Raw genomic sequence first — 15,912 nt, 5'->3', positions numbered from 1 at the left:
AGTGGCTGGGGTCCACATCGCTCGCTCCAAGATGGCCTGAACAACCCCTTGGAATCACGAGTGCCCCAGTCGCTCAACCCTTTCGGGACGGGCTCTTAGACTTAACCGATCGTGTAAAGATTTGCTTAAGTTCAACGACTTTCGACTGATCTAATCCATTCGGTTCCAGATGAGACTTGTATAAGTCTGGCAGGCAACACCGCAGATCCAGCCCGCCGCCGCGTTGCCCCATCTGTTGCCGAGACGTCACAGCCCGTGTCTGCCATCATTCCGCCATATCGCGTTCACCTCGCGGCCATGCGATGTGACTTGAAGGTTCATGTGGCGTGACCCGTGGAACGCCGCAGCCTTTCCCTCGTTGTTCAGCCGCGTCCGCAAGATCAATAAAGCAGAGCCCAACTTCATGTCCGTCGAGAAGTCCGCCGTCCGCTCCTCTCTCTCCGCGCTCGCCCAGCCGTCGCGGCGCGCGACGCTGTTCCTGCTGCCTCTCGCGCTGGCGGGTTGCGTGTCGCGGCCGCAGGAGCCTTACGAAGTCGTCAGCACGCGCGGCTTCAACGTCAGCGCGGAATATCTCGCGATGTATGGCGAGCGGCCCGACGAGCAGTTTCCGCTGCCGGCGACCGATCTTTCCGAGGTCGACCCGCGCTATCTGCGGCGCGAGGTGGCCTATCCGACGCGCGAACAGCCCGGCACGATCGTCATCGATACCGACAACCGGTTCCTCTATCTGGTGCGCGAGAATGGCCGTGCGATCCGCTACGGCATCGGCGTCGGCAAGCAGGGCATGTCCTGGCGGGGCCGCGCGACTGTCGGCCGCAAGGCGGCCTGGCCGCGCTGGACGCCCACGGCCGCGATGATCGCCCGCGATCCGGAAAAGAACGGCCCCTGGGCGGGCGGCATGGATGCAGGCCTCGACAACCCGCTCGGCGCCCGAGCGCTTTATCTCTATCAGGGCGACCGCGACACGCTGTACCGCATCCACGGCACCAACGAGCCATGGTCGATCGGCCAGTCCGTATCGAGCGGCTGCATCCGCATGTTCAATCAGGATGTGATCGATCTGCATGGCCGCGTTCCGACCGGCACGACGGTGGTGGTGCTGAACCGCGGGCAGTTGCTCACGCCGCAGCCCGGCGAGACCTTCGACGAGTTCACCTCGGAAGGCGCCAGCATCTGACGCGTCGGCAGGAGCGTTCTGGTCGCCTGCCGCCACGCCTTGATACCGTCACATGCAGGTCCCACCTCTTCGTCAGGCGGCGCATCCGCACCGCCCGACACAAGGAGGAGATGACGATGACGCCGCAGGAACGCGACGTGATCGCCGGGATTTTCGACCGCCTGAAACAGGCGGCCAATCAGCCCCGCGACCCCGAGGCTGACAACTACATCGCACAGCGGCTGCGCGAGCAGCCCTATGCTCCCTATGCCATGGCCCAGGCGGTCTATGTGCAGGAGACCGCACTGACCAATCTGCAGGCGCAGGTCGAGGAGCTCCAGGCCCAGCTGCGCGAACTGCAGAGCCGGCCGGCCGAGGCCCCCGCCGCGAGCGGCGGTTTCCTGTCCGGCATCTTCGGCGGCGCTGCTGCCCAGCCGGCGCGGCCGCGCTCGGTGCCGTCTTTCCCCTCGCGCGGTCCCGATGCGCCCTCCCCGGCCTGGACCGGGCAGCAGCCGAACGCGATGCAGGCCGCGCCCGCCCAGCCGGGTCCGGCGCAGCAGGCCCCGGGCCCCTGGGGTAATGCCGGCCAGCAGACGCCCGGACGCGGCGGTGGTTTCATGGCCACGGCCTTGACCACGGCGGCCGGCGTCGCAGGCGGCATGATGCTCGGCAGCGTGCTCAGCAACGCCTTTGGCGGTGGCTCGGCCCAGGCTGCGACCAAGCCGGCCGAGACGGCGCCGCAGGGTCAGGACAACGCTGCGGCGGACGCCCAGCCTGCCGGCTATGACGATGGCTCGTCCAACGCCGCAAACTATCAGCAGGCAGCCCAGGCCGAACCGATGGATGCCGGCTACGACGACGGCTCCAGCATGTTCGACGGCGGCGAGGACGACAGCTGGGCCTGAGCCCGGTGATCACCACCCGCGACCCTCACGATCCGCCCGGCCCAACCGGGCGGATCTTTTCGTATCGACTCATCAATGGGCCAGTTTTCAGATGACGAGCACCTTGGCCCCGACACGGACCCGCTCGTAGAGGTCGGTGACGTCGTCATTGGTCATGCGGATGCAGCCGGAGGAGACGGCCTGGCCGATGGTGTGCGGCTCATTCGTGCCGTGGATGCGATAGAGCGACGAGCCGAGATAGAGCGCGCGGGCGCCCATCGGATTCTCGGGACCGCCCGGCATGAAACGCGGTAGGTCCGGCCGGCGCTTGAGCATCTCCGGCGGCGGCGTCCAGTTCGGCCATTCGGCCTTTCGGCTGACCGTTTTCATCCCGGCCCAGGAGAAGCCGGGCCGGCCGACGCCGATGCCGTAGCGCAGCGCGCGGCCGTTGGGCTGGACCAGGAAAAGGAAGCGCTGCGGCGTATCGATGATGATCGTCCCGGGCTTGTGCGGCCCGTCATAGGCGACCTCCTGCTTGCGGAAGCGCGGATCGATCACCCGCTCGATCGAGCGCTCCATCTCGAGCGGTTGACCGAGCGCTGCCACGCGCCCGCCGGCATTGACTCCGCCCCTTCCCCGCCCGACCGCCTGCTCGAACGGATCCACCTCGTAGCCGGCGGCAGGCCGCGCGCTCTGGCCATAGGCCGAATAGCCGGGGCGGTTGTAGACGACGCCTCCGCGCGACGGCGTCGGGTCCCGGCCCGTCATCAGCAACTCGATGAAACCGCCGCCGTAATTGGGGCGCGCATTCGAGGCGGTGGTCATCGGGTCGTCGACAGGAGCGCGGCCATACCCCTGGGCGAGCGAAGGGCCGGCCGCGAGGGAGGCGACGGTCAGCGCAAGCCATGAAACGCACAGACGGGAACGCATGACGCAACTCTCTCGACTTCGATCGGGAAAGTCTGGAGATGGGCGTTAAAAGGAATGGTAAATCGAGCGCCGCAACTGCGCTTGCGCCACAACGATCAGCAGCATTCGAGAGATTAACCTTATCACCACTTCAACAGACAGGGTGAAGGAAAGGTTGCGGCCCGCTTTGGAGCGGACCAGGTCAGTTCCGCCGGCTGCGGCGGACCGTCCACCAGAGCCCGAGCAGGGTTCGCCAGCGCGCGACATCGCAGGCGAGAATGACGCAGCCATAGACAAGCGCTCCGAGCCCGACCTGAAGGCCGAGCTCGACGACCGCCGGCAGACGGTTCTGCAAGGGCCAGATCGCCAGCGCCATGGCAGCAACCGCCAGCAGCACGGCGCCGCAGTCGCGCAGCGATGGCCACACCGGCAGGATGCGCAGCGCCGCCCAACCCGTCACGACCAGCACGACGAGGAAGGCGGACATTTGCGCCCAGGCGTAGAGGCCCGGCGGCGCGCCGCCAAAGGCAAGGATGATCCCGAGATTGGTGGCCAGCCCGGCCAGGGCCGCCAGCGTGGCGACCAGCGTGCGCTTCTCCAGCAGGAAGGCGGGATAGAGCCCTGCCTGGAAAATGGCGAGCGCGACGAAGCCGGGCAGGAGCGGCGCCATAAAGGCAGAGAAGGCCCCCTGAAAGCTCGGCGGCACCAGCAGACGGTCGAAAGCCGGCAGTGCCAGGGCGAATCCGACCGCGGCCGGCAGGGCCACCGCCAGAACGATCACCAGATTGGCGGCCATGCGCTTTTGCGCCGCGATGCGCCCGCGCGTCTCGTCGAGCCGGATGACCTCGCGCAGCAGCACGATCTCGAGTGTCGCGCCGAGCGTTCCGAAGAGGCGCAGTCCCATGTCCGAGGCGAGGGAGAAGTAGCCGGCCTCGGCGAAGCCATGGGCGCCCGCCAGCAGCGAGCGGTTGAGCAGCGGAATCAGCGAGTAGATCGCATTGCCGGCGACGATCGGCAGCGCGTATTTGGCAAAGGTCCAGGCGAGATCGATGCGGGCGCCGCTGAAAGACAGGGGTGCATCGGCGAGTTTTCGGCGTACCGACATCAGCGCCACCGCCACGCTGAGCAACCCGCCGAGCAGCACCACCGTCGGGTCGCGCGTCCACCAGGCGCCGCCGACCATGAGCAGGAGCGCCATAACGTTCTTGACGATGACCAGCCGCGCATAGGCGGCATCGAGAAAGCGGGCGCGGGCGATGGCCCCGTGATAGTCGAAAAGCCCGGCGCCGATGCCGGCCAGAACCGCAGCCGCCAGCATCATCGCCGGCATCCGCGTATCGACACCGGCGACGATCGCCGCGACCAGCAGCGCGCAGAGCGTCACGCTGACGCCCGTGACCAGCACATCCAGCGTTGCACGGATCTCGGGCTCGGTTTCGCGCGCCTTGAGCGAGTAAAAGCGGACGGCGGACAGGCGGATCCAGTCCATCAGCGCCGTGTTGACGAGGACGATGATGGCGGCGCCGATCGCATAGCGGCCGAACTCGGCCGGGCCAAGAAAGAAGGCGATCAGCAGCCCGAGAACGAAGTTCAGCGCAGCATTGACGACGAAGGGCAGAAGGACCGTCATCGCGTCTCGATCATCCGTGCCGGGTCCCCGCTTGGCTGCAGCGCCGCCCGGCGCGACTCACGGAGAAACCGACCGGGCTGCGGCTTCGGGGTAGCGGGGCTCGCGCGAATCTCCAAATCGCAACGGTTTCTCAATCTCTCGAACCGGAGATGGAGGAGGCGTTTTGACTTTCGCAATCTTTCTGTCGCGAACTTCTGCCGGCGCATCCCGTTGAGAGAGCAGTTCCACCGCGCACAGGCACGTTCATGACTTCAGCCCCTCTCTTCCAACTTGTCTATACATCGATCTACCGGGCGGGGCGTGTCTCCAACGAGCTTTCGGCCCTGCGCTCCATCCTGTCCGCCTCGCGCCGCAACAACCAGGCGGCGGGCGTCACCGGGTTCCTGATCTTCGACCGCGACAGTTTTCTGCAGGTGCTGGAAGGCCCCCGCGATGCGCTGGATGCCACGATGGGCCGGATCACGCAGGATGATCGACACCGCGATGTGTCGGTGCTGGCGGTCCGCCCGGTGGCGCAGCGCGCCTTTCATGCCTGGACGATGGGCGGCTGCCGCCGCACCGCGCAGCAGGATCCGATTTTCGCCGCCTATGGGATGGCGGGCGGCATCGACCGATCCAAAGCCGATTTCGACACGGTCGTCGCACTGGCCCGCGACCTCAGCGCACAGGCCTCCGCCCCGGCCTGACGCGCCGCCCCATGCGCGCGCCGAATGCGCCCCGTCGCCGCCGCCGCTATCGCATCGTCACGGCGGCGGCTATGGCGATGGAGCCATGACATCGTCCAGCCTTGCGATCCGTCCGGCCCGGGACAGCGACTCGGAGCCGCTCGCGGCGCTGATCGCGGCGAGCTTCGCCGAATATCCCAATTGCCTGTTCGAATGGTCGGAGTTTCCGGAGTTGCGCCGGCCAGCCAGCCATTTCGCTGGGAAGGGAGGACGGCTCTGGGTGGTGGACGCGCCGGACGGCGGCATCGCCGCTTCGCTCGGCGCGACGCCGGTGCCGGAGCAGAACGCGGTCGAGATCACCAAGGTCTATGCCGCACCGGCCTTCCGCGGCTCGGGCCTGGCCCAGGCCCTCTTCGCCGAGGCGCTGGCCTTCGCGCAGGACGGCGGCTTCGACGCGATGATGCTGTGGTCCGACACGCGCTTCGCGCGCGGCCATCGCTTCTACGAGAAGCTGGGCTTCCGGCGCTGGCCGGGCGAGCGCTACCTCGCCGACGTCTCGGCGACTTGGGAATATCATTTCCGCCTCGATCTCACCGGCGCGCGATGAGCCTCGGCCCCGCGCTGCGCGCCCTGCTCGGCATTGCCCTGCTGACTGCGATGGACGCGGTGGTGAAAGCGCAGATGCAGTCGCATCCCTTCATCGTCGCGCTGTTCATGCGCTTCGCCATGGGCGGCGTCTGCGCGCTCGCGGTGCTGGCCGTGCTGCGCCCGCCGGTCCCGACGCGCGCCAGCGTGATCGGCAACAGCATCCGGGTCCCGGTGGTGGTGCTGACGGCGGGCAGCTTCTTCTATTCGATCTCCGTCCTGCCGCTGGCGGAGGCGCTGACGCTCGCCTTCCTCGCCCCCGTTTTCGTCGCGCTGCTCGGCGGGGTGCTGCTGAAGGAGAAGCTGGACGCGCGGATCTGGCAGGCGCTCGGCTTCGGCATCGCGGGCATGCTGGTCATGGTCTGGCCGCGGCTGCAGGGGCAGGTCAGCGGCGCCGGGCTCGGCGTGGCGGCGGCACTATTTTCCGCCGTGACCTATGCGTTCAACCTGATCCTGCTGCGCCGGATCGCGCTGAAGGAGCATCCCGCGGTCATCGTCGCCTTCCAGAACTGCGGTCCGGCCCTGCTCCTGGCGGTGCCCGCCGCGCTCGCCTGCGTGCCGCTGACCGGGCATGACGTGCTGGTTTATCTCGCCGCCGGTGCGCTCGGCGTCGCCGGGCATCTGATGCTGACCTCCGCCTTCGCTCGGGCGGAAGCCTCGCGGCTGGCGCCGCTCGAATACACGGCGCTGATCTGGGCGAGCCTGCTCGGCTATGCCTTCTTCGACGAGGTGCCGCTGATCACGACCTATGCGGGCGCGGTGCTGATCGTCGCCGGCGCGATCGCGATCAGCCGGCGGTAATGCCACTCAGCCAGCACCCCGCGCCGGGAAGATGACGCAGGTCTCGGTGCCATGCGCGAGCAGCTTGCCGCGCGCGTCGAGCAGCCGTCCCTCGCTGGTCGCCACCGTGCCGCCGCGATGGATGACCTTGCCCTCGCAGCGCACGGTGCCGCTCTCGGGCATGACCGGGCGAACATAGTTCAGCTTCATCTCCAGGGTGGTGTAGCCCTCGCCGGGCTTCAGCGTCGCATGGGTGGCGCAGGCCATGGCGGAATCGAGGATCGTTGCCGTCCAGCCGCCATGGACCGTGCCGAGCGGGTTGAAGAAGCGCGCCGAGGGACGGCCGGTGAAGACGACCCGGCCCTCCTCCACCTCGACGAGATCGAGATCCATCGCATCGGCGAAGGGCGGGCCGGGATGGCGGCCCTCGACCATGCCGCGCAGGAAGTCGAGACCGCTGCCCGCCAGCAGGGTCTCCCGGGATACCACTCCGACGTCGCGCGCCATGGCCGGCCTCCCTTTCGTGTATTTACACGATAGATGGATGCCGATGGCCCGGTCAAGCGGGTCAGCCGCTCCCGCGCGCGACGCGCCGGAGCGCCTTCAACCGGTCGCGCATCTGGCTCCAATCCTCCTTGCCGAGCCCACCCTCGATCCGCTCCTGCGCTGTGCGCCAATAGGGAATCGCCGCCTCGATCGCGGCGCGGCCCTTCGGCGTCACGCCATAGATCGACGCCCTGCCCTTGCAGGCGACCGGCTCGATCAGCCCCTCAGCGGCGAGGAGCTGCAAATTGCGGGTCAGCGAGGTGCGCTCCAGCGCGAAGCGTTCCGCCAGTTCTGTGACCGAGCGCCAGGCGCCGGTGCTGAGCGCCGAGAGCAGGACGAACTGGGTGATCTTCAGGCCGCTGGAGCGCATCGCCTCGTCATAAGCGCGGGTGACGGCACGCGCCGTCATCCGCACATGCAGCGCGACGCAGCTGCGGGCGATGTCGTCGAGGGTTTCCGACGTGGCAGTAGGTAAAGACGGGGGCTCGGACATGGCGGCATGGTAGCGGGTTCCGGCGCCCTTGGCAGCCATGCCGGGCAGGCCGCGCCGATTTACTATCCACGTGATGGAAGTCCGTTCCGGGATCCCCGATCCTTGACTCCCGCCAAGCCCGGCCCTATCTCCGCCGCATCCGTTAGCACTCACCCAAGGGGACTGCTAACGGGCGTCCAAGCGGGCGATCCGGGCCCGCATCGAATTTGTACCGAGAGGAAGACAGAACCATGAAGTTCCGTCCGCTGCATGACCGCGTCGTGGTCCGCCGCCTTGATGGCGAAGAGAAGACCAAGGGTGGCATCATCATCCCCGATACCGCCAAGGAAAAGCCCCAGGAGGGCGAGGTCGTCGCCGTCGGCCCCGGCGCCCGCGACGAGGCCGGCAAGCTGGTCGCGCTCGATGTCAAGAAGGGCGACCGCGTCCTCTTCGGCAAGTGGTCCGGCACCGAGGTGAAGATCGATGGTCAGGACCTCCTGATCATGAAGGAATCCGACATCATGGGCGTCGTCGGCTGAACGCCTGAGACCGCCCGTTCCTCGAAATCCTAAGGAGTTGCTCTCATGGCAGCCAAAGACGTCAAGTTCTCCTCCGACGCGCGCGACAAGATGCTGCGCGGCGTCGACATCCTCGCCAACGCCGTCAAGGTGACGCTCGGTCCGAAGGGCCGCAACGTCGTGATCGAGAAGTCGTTCGGCGCTCCCCGCATCACCAAGGACGGCGTCACCGTCGCCAAGGAGATCGAGCTCGCCGACAAGTTCGAGAACATGGGCGCCCAGATGGTTCGCGAAGTCGCGTCCCGTCAGAACGACCATGCCGGCGACGGCACCACGACCGCCACGGTCCTCGCCCAGGCCATCGTCCGCGAGGGCGCCAAGTCGGTCGCGGCCGGCATGAACCCGATGGACCTGAAGCGCGGCATCGATCTCGCCGTCGAGGCGATCGTCGCCGACCTCAAGAAGAACGCCAAGAAGGTCACCTCGAACGCGGAAGTCGCGCAGGTCGGCACGATCTCGGCGAACGGCGACGAGTCGGTCGGCAAGATGATCTCGACTGCCATGCAGAAGGTCGGCAACGAGGGCGTCATCACGGTCGAGGAAGCCAAGACCGCCGACACCGAGCTCGACGTCGTCGAGGGCATGCAGTTCGACCGCGGCTATCTCTCGCCCTACTTCATCACCAACTCCGAGAAGATGATCGCGGAGCTGGACGACCCCTACATCCTGATCTTCGAGAAGAAGCTGTCCTCGCTCCAGGCGATGCTGCCGATCCTCGAGGCCGTGGTGCAGACCGGCAAGCCGCTGCTCATCATCGCCGAGGACGTCGAGGGCGAGGCTCTCGCCACGCTCGTCGTCAACAAGCTCCGTGGCGGCCTGAAGGTCGCGGCTGTCAAGGCTCCGGGCTTCGGTGACCGCCGCAAGGCCATGCTCGAGGACATCTCGATCCTGACCGCCGGCCAGATGATCTCGGAAGACCTCGGCATCAAGCTCGAGACCGTGACCCTCCAGATGCTCGGCCGCGCCAAGAAGGTGCGCATCGAGAAGGAGAACACCACGATCATCGACGGCGCCGGCAAGAAGAAGGACATCGAGGCCCGCGTTTCGCAGATCAAGGCGCAGATCGAGGAGACCACCTCGGACTACGACCGCGAGAAGCTCCAGGAGCGTCTGGCCAAGCTCGCCGGCGGCGTCGCGGTGATCCGCGTCGGCGGCGCGACCGAGGTCGAGGTCAAGGAGAAGAAGGACCGCGTCGACGACGCCCTGAACGCGACCCGCGCGGCCGTCGAAGAGGGCATCCTGCCGGGCGGCGGCGTCGCCCTGCTGCGCGCGCTCTCCTCGGTCAAGTCGATCAAGACCCAGAACGACGACCAGAAGACCGGCGTCGAGATCGTCCGCAAGGCGATCATGGCTCCGGCTCGCCAGATCGTCGACAACGCCGGCGATGACGGCGCGGTCGTGATCGGCAAGCTGCTCGAGTCCAAGGACTACAGCTTCGGCTACAACGCCCAGACCGGCGAGTACGGCGACATGGTCAAGTCGGGCATCATCGACCCGGCCAAGGTCGTGCGCACCGCCATCCAGGACGCCGCTTCGATCGCGGGCCTGCTCATCACCACCGAGGCGATGATCGCGGAGCTGCCGAAGAAGGACGCCCCGATGCCCCCGATGGGCGGCGGCGGCATGGGCGGCATGGACTTCTAAGGAAGTCCAGACGCCCAAGACCTCAAGGTGCTGGAACCGGGCAAGCCCGGTTCCAGTGGCGGCATGGACCTCTGAGGACGTCCAGACGCCCAGAGCGCCAAAGTGCCGAAACCGGGCAAGCCCGGTTTCGGTGGCGGCATGGATGTCTGATCCACGCAGCCTTCGCTTCAGCGAAGACAAGGAAAGGCCCGGCTCCCGCCGGGCCTTTCTGCGTCTGGGGAGCCGTGGAAGGAGCCGCGCAGAATGGGCCGGAGGCTCATCATCAAAGAATACGGGTTTGCGAAAGCAAACCTCAATGATCGGGGCGCAAGCTTGCCTTGGGGCAATCTGGATGCCGATGATGCCGAGATCCTTGATCGATCGTCTGGCGCGGCCGCTTCGCAGCAGCGTACGCCTTCGCTTCCAGGCCGCCTGCGCCCTGCTCGTCGTTCTGGTTCTGGCGTTGACGACCCTCTCGGTCTCCTCGCTCCACCAGCAATCGCTCTACCGGGAGCGTCTCGGTAATGCCACGCAGGGCGCCATCCACGCCGAAAAGGCCAATGGTCTCGTCTTTGCCGCCGTCATGGAATCGCGTGGCGTCTACATGTCGACCGATCCGGTAATGGTGCAGCGGTTCAGTGCGGCTCTGCTGCAGCGCAACCGCGAACTGGCCCAGCAACTCGATAGCTGGCAGCGCAGCATCCGCCCCGAAGACCATGCGCTGTTCAACCCCGTGCGGGCGCGGATCGTGGACTTCATCCGCTTCCGCAACGAGTTGGCCCGCCTCGCGACGACCGTCGGCCCGGAAGCGGCCCGCGACTGGGGCGACAACGAGGCGAACCGCGCGGCGCGCGCTGCGCTGAATGAAGGTCTCGAGGGTCTCGCCGCTCTCTACAGCGAGCGTGCCAACGGTCTTGCCCGCATGGGCGAAAGCATCGAACTCACCAAGCTGATCCTGATCGCGCTCGGCAGCTTCGCCGTTGCCGTCGTCGGCCTGACGCTGTTGCTGCTGAAGACCTCGCTCGTCGACCCTATGCTCCACATCACCGCCGCGACGGACGGCATGGCGGCGGGCAAGCCCCTCCACACGGTCCCGCACATCACCAGAGCCGACGAGATCGGCAGGTTGGCGAGCTCCGTGCAGCAGCTTCAGAAGGTCGTCGAGCAGAACGAAAAGCTCAGGAAGAGGGAACGGGCGGCGCAGCGCGAGCAGGCGGCCTTCAAGGACAACGAGGCCCATTTCGTGGCCGCGATCAACAACATGGCGCAGGGGCTCGTGATCCTCGACCCGCAGACCAATGTCGTTCTGATGAACGACGCCTACAAGAAGATCTACAAGCTGCCGGACAGCATCACGGACAAGCCGTGCAGCCTGAGCGACATCCTGCTTCACCGTGCCGAAGCCGGCCTGTTCTCAGGCGATGCGCCCGGCCACGTCAAGGCGATCCAGGCCCGCATCGCGGCGGGCAAGCCGACGACGAGCTTCCTCCATCTGCAGGACGGGCGCTGGATCCGGGTCGTCGGACGATCCATGCCGGGAGGCGACTGGGTCGCGACCCATGAGGACTTCACCCGGCTGCATCAGGTCGAGCAGATGCTGGAGCGGATCGAGCGGCTGTTCGGCACGGTCGCCGAGAACATCGGCGAGGCGATCCTGGCGCGCGACATGAGCAACGACCGCTATGTCTTCGTCAACCGCGCCGCCGAAATCCTGTTCGGGATGCCGCGGTCGGAGATCATGGGAAAGACGGCGCGCGAGATCTTCGACCGGGACACGGCCGCAAGGATCGACGGCCCGGCCAAGCCGGGGGCGGCGAAAGAAGGATCAGGAGAGGCCGTTCAGAGCATCGTGACACCGGGCAACGGCACGCGCATCGCGGGCATCCGCCATATTCCCGCATCGGACCTGGAAGGCGCGACGCATTGCATGGTCACGCTCATCGACGACCGGACCGGCCGGCCGGAGCAGGCGCGCAGGCTGGCGAGCTGAGCGGGATCGACGGCGCGCCGCTGCCGGGCCTTTTCGCCGGGCCAGCGGCTGAACTCCGAGAGTGGCCCGACAGCCCCTCCCGACGGCCGGCAACCCGATCCGCGCGCGACCGGCGGTCTTCGGAGACGAAACCGACATGCAAACGTCGCCGGAGTGCCATGTGCTGCTGGTTTTCTCGCCGCCACGGGGAACACCACCATGCTCACACGCCGTCACCTGCTCGCCGGCCTCGGCGGCTCTCTGACCCTGCCGGCCTCGGCCCTTCCGGCCCTGGCCCAGACGGACTGGCGCCAGACCATCAAGGAGATCCGCTTCGGCGTCTCCTCGGCCGAGAACGAAGCGGCCGCGCTGGCCCGAACCCAGCCCGTCATCGACTATCTGACCAAGGCGCTGGGCGTGCCGGTCAAGCTCTACCGGGTCAGCGACTATGCCGGCCTGGTCGAGGCGATGCGCGCCGACCAGCTCGAATTCGCCCGCTTCGGCCCTGCCGTCTATTCGCTCGGCCGACGTGTGCTCGGCGACAAGCTGCAGCCGCTGTTCCGCGACGTCGACAACAACGGCCAGGAGGGCTATTTCTCCGTCATCGTCGTGCGCGCCGACAGCCCCTACCGGACCGTGGCCGACCTCAAGGGCAAGAGCTTCGCCTTCGCCGACCCCAACTCAACCTCGGGCTACGCCTTCCCCTCCTATTACCTGCGCAAGCAGGGCTTCGACCCGGCCGCGCATTTCGGCGGCACGGTCTTCTCCGGCGGCCACGACAATTCGGTGATCGCGCTGGTGCGCGGCCAGTTCGATGCGGTCGCGACGTTCCAGGTCAACGAAAACTCCGGCGTGGTGCAGCGTCTCGCCGCCCGCGCCATGATCCCCGCCGGCTCCACGCGCGTGATCTGGACCTCGCCGCTGATTCCGGCCAGCCCGTTCTCGACCCGGGCCAATCTGCCCGAGGGGCTAAAGCGCGATTTCGTTGCGGCGATGATGGCGATGCAGACCGACGCTCCCGAGGTCTTCAGGACCTTCACCGACGGCCAGGTCTCGGGCTATGCGCCGGCGAAGCACGAGGACTATCTCGACGTCATCGCGGTGACCGAGGAACTCGAGGCGCGGCGCAAGCAGAAGCCCGGCGGCTGACCCTTTGCACATCGACGGCACGCCGGGTGGGGCGCCGGCCGCGCCGCCGCTCATGACGGCCGGGCCATCGCCGCATGACAATTTGCTCATCTTGACGCTGCGCCATTGAACGGCCGCATCCGCTGCGACATGGTCGCGCTCGCGGGTTTCACCGCGATTCCAGCCCTGGTCAGGATCAGCCGATGCGTCCGTTGAGTTTCGCCGTCGCCGCGCTCGCCCTCGTCGCGCTCGTCGTCGGCCAGCAGAGCAGCAGCGCAGGCACGATCGGAATGGGCGTGGTCGGAGTGCTGCTGGCTCTGGCGACGTTCCGCGCGCAGACGATCGCCACCTTCCTGCGCATCTTCTCCGTGATCTTCGCCGTCGAGTACGTGCTGACGGGCTCCGCCGCGCTGCTCGGACAGGCGGGCTACTGGCCGGCAGGACTGCGGGCGCTGATCCCGCCCCCGAGCCTGCCGATCACGATCGGCGTCTTCGGCATCATCGTCTACGCCATCTCCTTCGTGCCGGCGATCCAGCGCATCGCGCGCCTCGCCTCCCCCTTCTTCGAGGAGACGGAAGCCACCACCGCGAAGCTCTGGCCGATCGGCCCGTTCAGCATCGCCACGGGGCGGCTCGGCGTGCTGCTGCTGGTCTTTCTCGTGGTGCTCAACCAGGTCCAGGTCGGCATCTCGCTGCGGCTGTCCTTCTTCAACCGCGATTTCTACAATGCGATCCAGGAGAAGGACGCGGCGAGCTTCTGGTACCAGCTGATCTATGTCTTCAGCGTCTGGGCGGCGATCTTCATCGTCTCGAACCTGATCGAGATCTTCGCCAATTACACGCTGCTGATCCGCTGGCGCCGCTATATGGCGGAGAGTTTCAGCCGCCTGTGGCTGCGCGACGCCAACCATTATCGGGTCGCGCTCGCCGGCAGTGCCGACAACCCCGACCAGCGCATCGCCGAGGACACGCGCGCCTTCGTCAACCAAACCTATAATTTCGCGCTGCCGCTGCTGACGCAGATCTCCACGCTGGTCTCCTTCTCGATCATCCTCTGGTCGATCCCCGTCGCCAGCGTGGTCCCCGGCACCGACATCTCGATTCCCGGCTTCATCTTCTGGATGGCGCTGATCTACTCCATCGTGGCCACCTGGATCGCGCATATGATCGGCAAGCCGCTGATCACGCTCGAATTCGAGCAGGAGCGTCGCGAGGCCAACTTCCGCTTCGCCCTCGCCCGACTGCGCGAGTATTCGGAGCAGATCGCGCTGATGCGGGGCGAACACTCCGAGCAACGCCACCTCAGCGCGCGCTTCGGCGATATCGTCGAGAACTTCTACCGGCTGGTTTGGGCCAGGCTGCGGCTGGGAACCTTCACCTATTCCTTCAATCAGGCGAATGTGGTGGTGCCCTACATCCTGCTGGCGCCGCATTACTTCTCGGGCCGGATCACGCTGGGCATCATGACGCAGGTCGCGGGCGCCTTCGACCGCGTCCAGACGGCGATGTCCTTCTTCATCGACCGCTACCAGGCGATCGCCTCCTACATCGCCTCGATCAACCGCCTCACGAGCTTCGAGGCGGCCATCGCCCAGGCTCAGGCCGCGACGGCCGGCGAGGCCGGCCTGCGCCGTGCGACCGGCGCGGACGGCGACGTCCATGTCGGCGCCACGACCCTGACCCTGCCCAATGGCGCGCCGATCGTGCGCGTCGAGAGCCTCGATCTCGGCGCCGCGCGCCGCACGCTGGTGGTCGGCCCCTCGGGCTCCGGCAAGTCGACGCTGTTCCGCGCGATCTCGGGCATCTGGCCCTTTGGCGAGGGCCAGGTCGGCATCCCCGCGAAGGCGGAGATCATGCTGCTCCCGCAGCGTCCCTATCTCCCGCAGGGGACGCTGCGCTCCGCCCTCGCCTATCCAGCCGAAGCGGACGCCTATGACGACGAGACGATCCGCCAGGCGATGGACCAGGTCAGGCTCGGCCATCTGCGCGACCGGCTCGACGAGGTCGATCTCTGGGGCCAGCGGCTCTCGGGCGGCGAGCAGCAGAGGCTCGCGGTCGCGCGAGCCCTGCTGGCCAAGCCCGACTGGCTCTTCCTCGACGAGGCGACCGCCTCGCTGGACGAAAAGCTCGAGGGCGAGATCTACGCTACGATCGACGAGGCTCTGCCGAACACGCGCGTGGTCTCGATCGGACACCGCTCGACGCTGCGCGAGATGCACGATGCGGTGGTGACGATGGAGCCCAATGCCGACGGCACCTTCACCCCGCGCATGACCGCGAAGGTCTCCGAGAAGGCCTGAGCGCGCGGGTGGCGCGTGAACGCTAATGCGAAGGGCAGAACGCCGCGTCCGTGACAGGCGCGGCCGGCGATCACCGGGTCAGAGCGCGCGGTCGAAGCGCAGTTCGCCGGCCGCGCCCTTGAGGACGAGCTTGCCCTCGACGAGATCCCAGTTGCGGGTGCCGCGCAGCGCCGTGAGATAAGCGCGCTCGAACTCCGACAGGCCCTTGTCGCAGCTGCGCTTGGTCAAAGCGAGCGGACCGACCGCAAAGCCCTGCGAGCGCAGCGGGTAGGCGGCGGCGGAGAAGGTGTTGCAGCCGCCGAAGCCGGTGCCGCGCAGATTGGCATCGACCATCAGCGTAGCGCGACGATCCGCGACGGGTTTGCCGTTGAGCGAGATCACGGTCCAGGCCGCGCCGAGCGGGAAATTCTTCTCCTGCTGCTGGATCGGCGCCGATTGCGGGGTGCCCAGTTCCTCGCGCGAGGGCATCTGGTTGCGACGCTGAGCCTGCGCATCGGTCGGCACCAGCATGGGCGCGGCCATGGCGGCGAGGATGGCGGCATAGCCAAGGCGTCGAATCATGATCGTCTTACCCGGTCGTCGAACCTGAACATCGGCGCGGACCCTAGCGCATCGCCGGCCGCGTGG

At 67.2% G+C, this 15,912-nt stretch carries 15 protein-coding genes; 10 read left to right on the top strand and 5 right to left on the bottom strand.

What is annotated here, in order from left to right; genetic code table 11:
- Window positions 1–403: 403 nt before the first annotated feature.
- Together ACFPN9_RS05245 and ACFPN9_RS05240 are read left to right on the top strand one after the other, a co-directional pair.
- The gene (locus ACFPN9_RS05245; protein WP_377815775.1) at window positions 404–1,177 is read left to right on the top strand and encodes a L,D-transpeptidase; all 774 of its coding nucleotides are present in this window, start codon (window positions 404–406) and stop codon (window positions 1,175–1,177) included.
- A 116-nt stretch (window positions 1,178–1,293) separates the two neighbouring features.
- Window positions 1,294–2,061, top strand: a complete 768-nt coding sequence (locus ACFPN9_RS05240) for a DUF2076 domain-containing protein (protein WP_377815773.1) — start codon at window positions 1,294–1,296, stop codon at window positions 2,059–2,061.
- A gap of 87 nt (window positions 2,062–2,148) precedes the next feature.
- Here ACFPN9_RS05240 and ACFPN9_RS05235 read toward each other — a convergent pair whose 3' ends face one another.
- Window positions 2,149–2,970 carry a L,D-transpeptidase gene (locus tag ACFPN9_RS05235; RefSeq protein WP_377815771.1) on the bottom strand — a complete coding sequence of 274 codons (822 nt, stop codon included), beginning with the start codon at window positions 2,968–2,970 and terminating at the stop codon, window positions 2,149–2,151.
- 181 nt (window positions 2,971–3,151) lie between these two features.
- On the bottom strand, window positions 3,152–4,579 hold the full coding sequence (locus tag ACFPN9_RS05230; RefSeq protein WP_377815769.1) for a lipopolysaccharide biosynthesis protein: 1,428 nt from the start codon (window positions 4,577–4,579) through the stop codon (window positions 3,152–3,154).
- A gap of 245 nt (window positions 4,580–4,824) precedes the next feature.
- On the opposite strand from ACFPN9_RS05230, the gene ACFPN9_RS05225 reads away from it, so the two are divergent.
- From ACFPN9_RS05225 to ACFPN9_RS05215, 3 genes are all read left to right on the top strand, one after another.
- On the top strand, window positions 4,825–5,265 hold the full coding sequence (locus ACFPN9_RS05225) for a BLUF domain-containing protein (protein ID WP_377815767.1): 441 nt from the start codon (window positions 4,825–4,827) through the stop codon (window positions 5,263–5,265).
- An 85-nt stretch (window positions 5,266–5,350) separates the two neighbouring features.
- On the top strand, window positions 5,351–5,851 hold the full coding sequence (locus ACFPN9_RS05220; protein WP_377815764.1) for a GNAT family N-acetyltransferase: 501 nt from the start codon (window positions 5,351–5,353) through the stop codon (window positions 5,849–5,851).
- Window positions 5,848–6,690: a DMT family transporter gene (locus ACFPN9_RS05215; RefSeq protein WP_377815762.1), complete on the top strand. Its 843-nt coding sequence runs from the start codon at window positions 5,848–5,850 to the stop codon at window positions 6,688–6,690. Before ACFPN9_RS05220 ends, ACFPN9_RS05215 begins: the two co-directional genes overlap by 4 nt.
- Before the next feature lie 6 nt (window positions 6,691–6,696).
- Here the strand turns inward: ACFPN9_RS05215 and ACFPN9_RS05210 are convergent, their stop codons facing one another.
- Both ACFPN9_RS05210 and ACFPN9_RS05205 read right to left on the bottom strand, forming a co-directional pair.
- Complete coding sequence (locus ACFPN9_RS05210) at window positions 6,697–7,176, bottom strand: PaaI family thioesterase (RefSeq protein WP_377815759.1); 480 nt, start codon at window positions 7,174–7,176, stop codon at window positions 6,697–6,699.
- 61 nt (window positions 7,177–7,237) lie between these two features.
- Window positions 7,238–7,747: a MarR family winged helix-turn-helix transcriptional regulator gene (locus ACFPN9_RS05205; RefSeq protein ID WP_377815757.1), complete on the bottom strand. Its 510-nt coding sequence runs from the start codon at window positions 7,745–7,747 to the stop codon at window positions 7,238–7,240.
- A gap of 191 nt (window positions 7,748–7,938) precedes the next feature.
- On the opposite strand from ACFPN9_RS05205, the gene groES reads away from it, so the two are divergent.
- The 5 genes from groES (at window position 7,939) to ACFPN9_RS05180 (ending at window position 15,285) form a co-directional block, all read left to right on the top strand.
- The gene (gene groES / locus ACFPN9_RS05200) at window positions 7,939–8,226 is read left to right on the top strand and encodes a co-chaperone GroES (protein ID WP_056795343.1); all 288 of its coding nucleotides are present in this window, start codon (window positions 7,939–7,941) and stop codon (window positions 8,224–8,226) included.
- 45 nt (window positions 8,227–8,271) lie between these two features.
- Window positions 8,272–9,909 carry a chaperonin GroEL gene (groL, locus tag ACFPN9_RS05195; protein ID WP_377815754.1) on the top strand — a complete coding sequence of 546 codons (1,638 nt, stop codon included), beginning with the start codon at window positions 8,272–8,274 and terminating at the stop codon, window positions 9,907–9,909.
- Between the two features lie 340 nt (window positions 9,910–10,249).
- Window positions 10,250–11,878 carry a PAS-domain containing protein gene (locus tag ACFPN9_RS05190; protein WP_377815752.1) on the top strand — a complete coding sequence of 543 codons (1,629 nt, stop codon included), beginning with the start codon at window positions 10,250–10,252 and terminating at the stop codon, window positions 11,876–11,878.
- A gap of 198 nt (window positions 11,879–12,076) precedes the next feature.
- Complete coding sequence (phnD, locus tag ACFPN9_RS05185; protein WP_377815749.1) at window positions 12,077–13,006, top strand: phosphate/phosphite/phosphonate ABC transporter substrate-binding protein; 930 nt, start codon at window positions 12,077–12,079, stop codon at window positions 13,004–13,006.
- 182 nt (window positions 13,007–13,188) lie between these two features.
- Window positions 13,189–15,285, top strand: coding sequence for an ABC transporter ATP-binding protein/permease (locus tag ACFPN9_RS05180; protein WP_377815747.1), 2,097 nt, complete (start codon window positions 13,189–13,191; stop codon window positions 15,283–15,285).
- Window positions 15,286–15,363: 78 nt separating this feature from the next.
- Here the strand turns inward: ACFPN9_RS05180 and ACFPN9_RS05175 are convergent, their stop codons facing one another.
- Window positions 15,364–15,846: an META domain-containing protein gene (locus ACFPN9_RS05175; RefSeq protein ID WP_067994940.1), complete on the bottom strand. Its 483-nt coding sequence runs from the start codon at window positions 15,844–15,846 to the stop codon at window positions 15,364–15,366.
- Window positions 15,847–15,912 lie beyond the last annotated feature (66 nt).

This window comes from Allobosea massiliensis, from assembly GCF_042655245.1.
GTDB classification, from domain to species: Bacteria; Pseudomonadota; Alphaproteobacteria; order Rhizobiales; family Beijerinckiaceae; genus Allobosea; species Allobosea massiliensis.
Note: the sequence above shows the minus strand (reverse complement) of the source record. Positions and strands in the feature narration are given on the sequence as shown.

Bases quoted from the DNA above. Each gene is read 5' to 3' on its own strand.
- ACFPN9_RS05245 (WP_377815775.1), top strand. From the start codon at position 404: ATGTCCGTCGAGAAGTCCGCCGTCCGCTCCTCTCTCTCCGCGCTCGCC.
- ACFPN9_RS05240 (WP_377815773.1), top strand. From the start codon at position 1,294: ATGACGCCGCAGGAACGCGACGTGATCGCCGGGATTTTCGACCGCCTG.
- ACFPN9_RS05235 (WP_377815771.1), bottom strand. From the start codon at position 2,970: ATGCGTTCCCGTCTGTGCGTTTCATGGCTTGCGCTGACCGTCGCCTCC.
- ACFPN9_RS05230 (WP_377815769.1), bottom strand. From the start codon at position 4,579: ATGACGGTCCTTCTGCCCTTCGTCGTCAATGCTGCGCTGAACTTCGTT.
- ACFPN9_RS05225 (WP_377815767.1), top strand. From the start codon at position 4,825: ATGACTTCAGCCCCTCTCTTCCAACTTGTCTATACATCGATCTACCGG.
- ACFPN9_RS05220 (WP_377815764.1), top strand. From the start codon at position 5,351: ATGACATCGTCCAGCCTTGCGATCCGTCCGGCCCGGGACAGCGACTCG.
- ACFPN9_RS05215 (WP_377815762.1), top strand. From the start codon at position 5,848: ATGAGCCTCGGCCCCGCGCTGCGCGCCCTGCTCGGCATTGCCCTGCTG.
- ACFPN9_RS05210 (WP_377815759.1), bottom strand. From the start codon at position 7,176: ATGGCGCGCGACGTCGGAGTGGTATCCCGGGAGACCCTGCTGGCGGGC.
- ACFPN9_RS05205 (WP_377815757.1), bottom strand. From the start codon at position 7,747: ATGGCTGCCAAGGGCGCCGGAACCCGCTACCATGCCGCCATGTCCGAG.
- groES (WP_056795343.1), top strand. From the start codon at position 7,939: ATGAAGTTCCGTCCGCTGCATGACCGCGTCGTGGTCCGCCGCCTTGAT.
- groL (WP_377815754.1), top strand. From the start codon at position 8,272: ATGGCAGCCAAAGACGTCAAGTTCTCCTCCGACGCGCGCGACAAGATG.
- ACFPN9_RS05190 (WP_377815752.1), top strand. From the start codon at position 10,250: ATGCCGAGATCCTTGATCGATCGTCTGGCGCGGCCGCTTCGCAGCAGC.
- phnD (WP_377815749.1), top strand. From the start codon at position 12,077: ATGCTCACACGCCGTCACCTGCTCGCCGGCCTCGGCGGCTCTCTGACC.
- ACFPN9_RS05180 (WP_377815747.1), top strand. From the start codon at position 13,189: ATGCGTCCGTTGAGTTTCGCCGTCGCCGCGCTCGCCCTCGTCGCGCTC.
- ACFPN9_RS05175 (WP_067994940.1), bottom strand. From the start codon at position 15,846: ATGATTCGACGCCTTGGCTATGCCGCCATCCTCGCCGCCATGGCCGCG.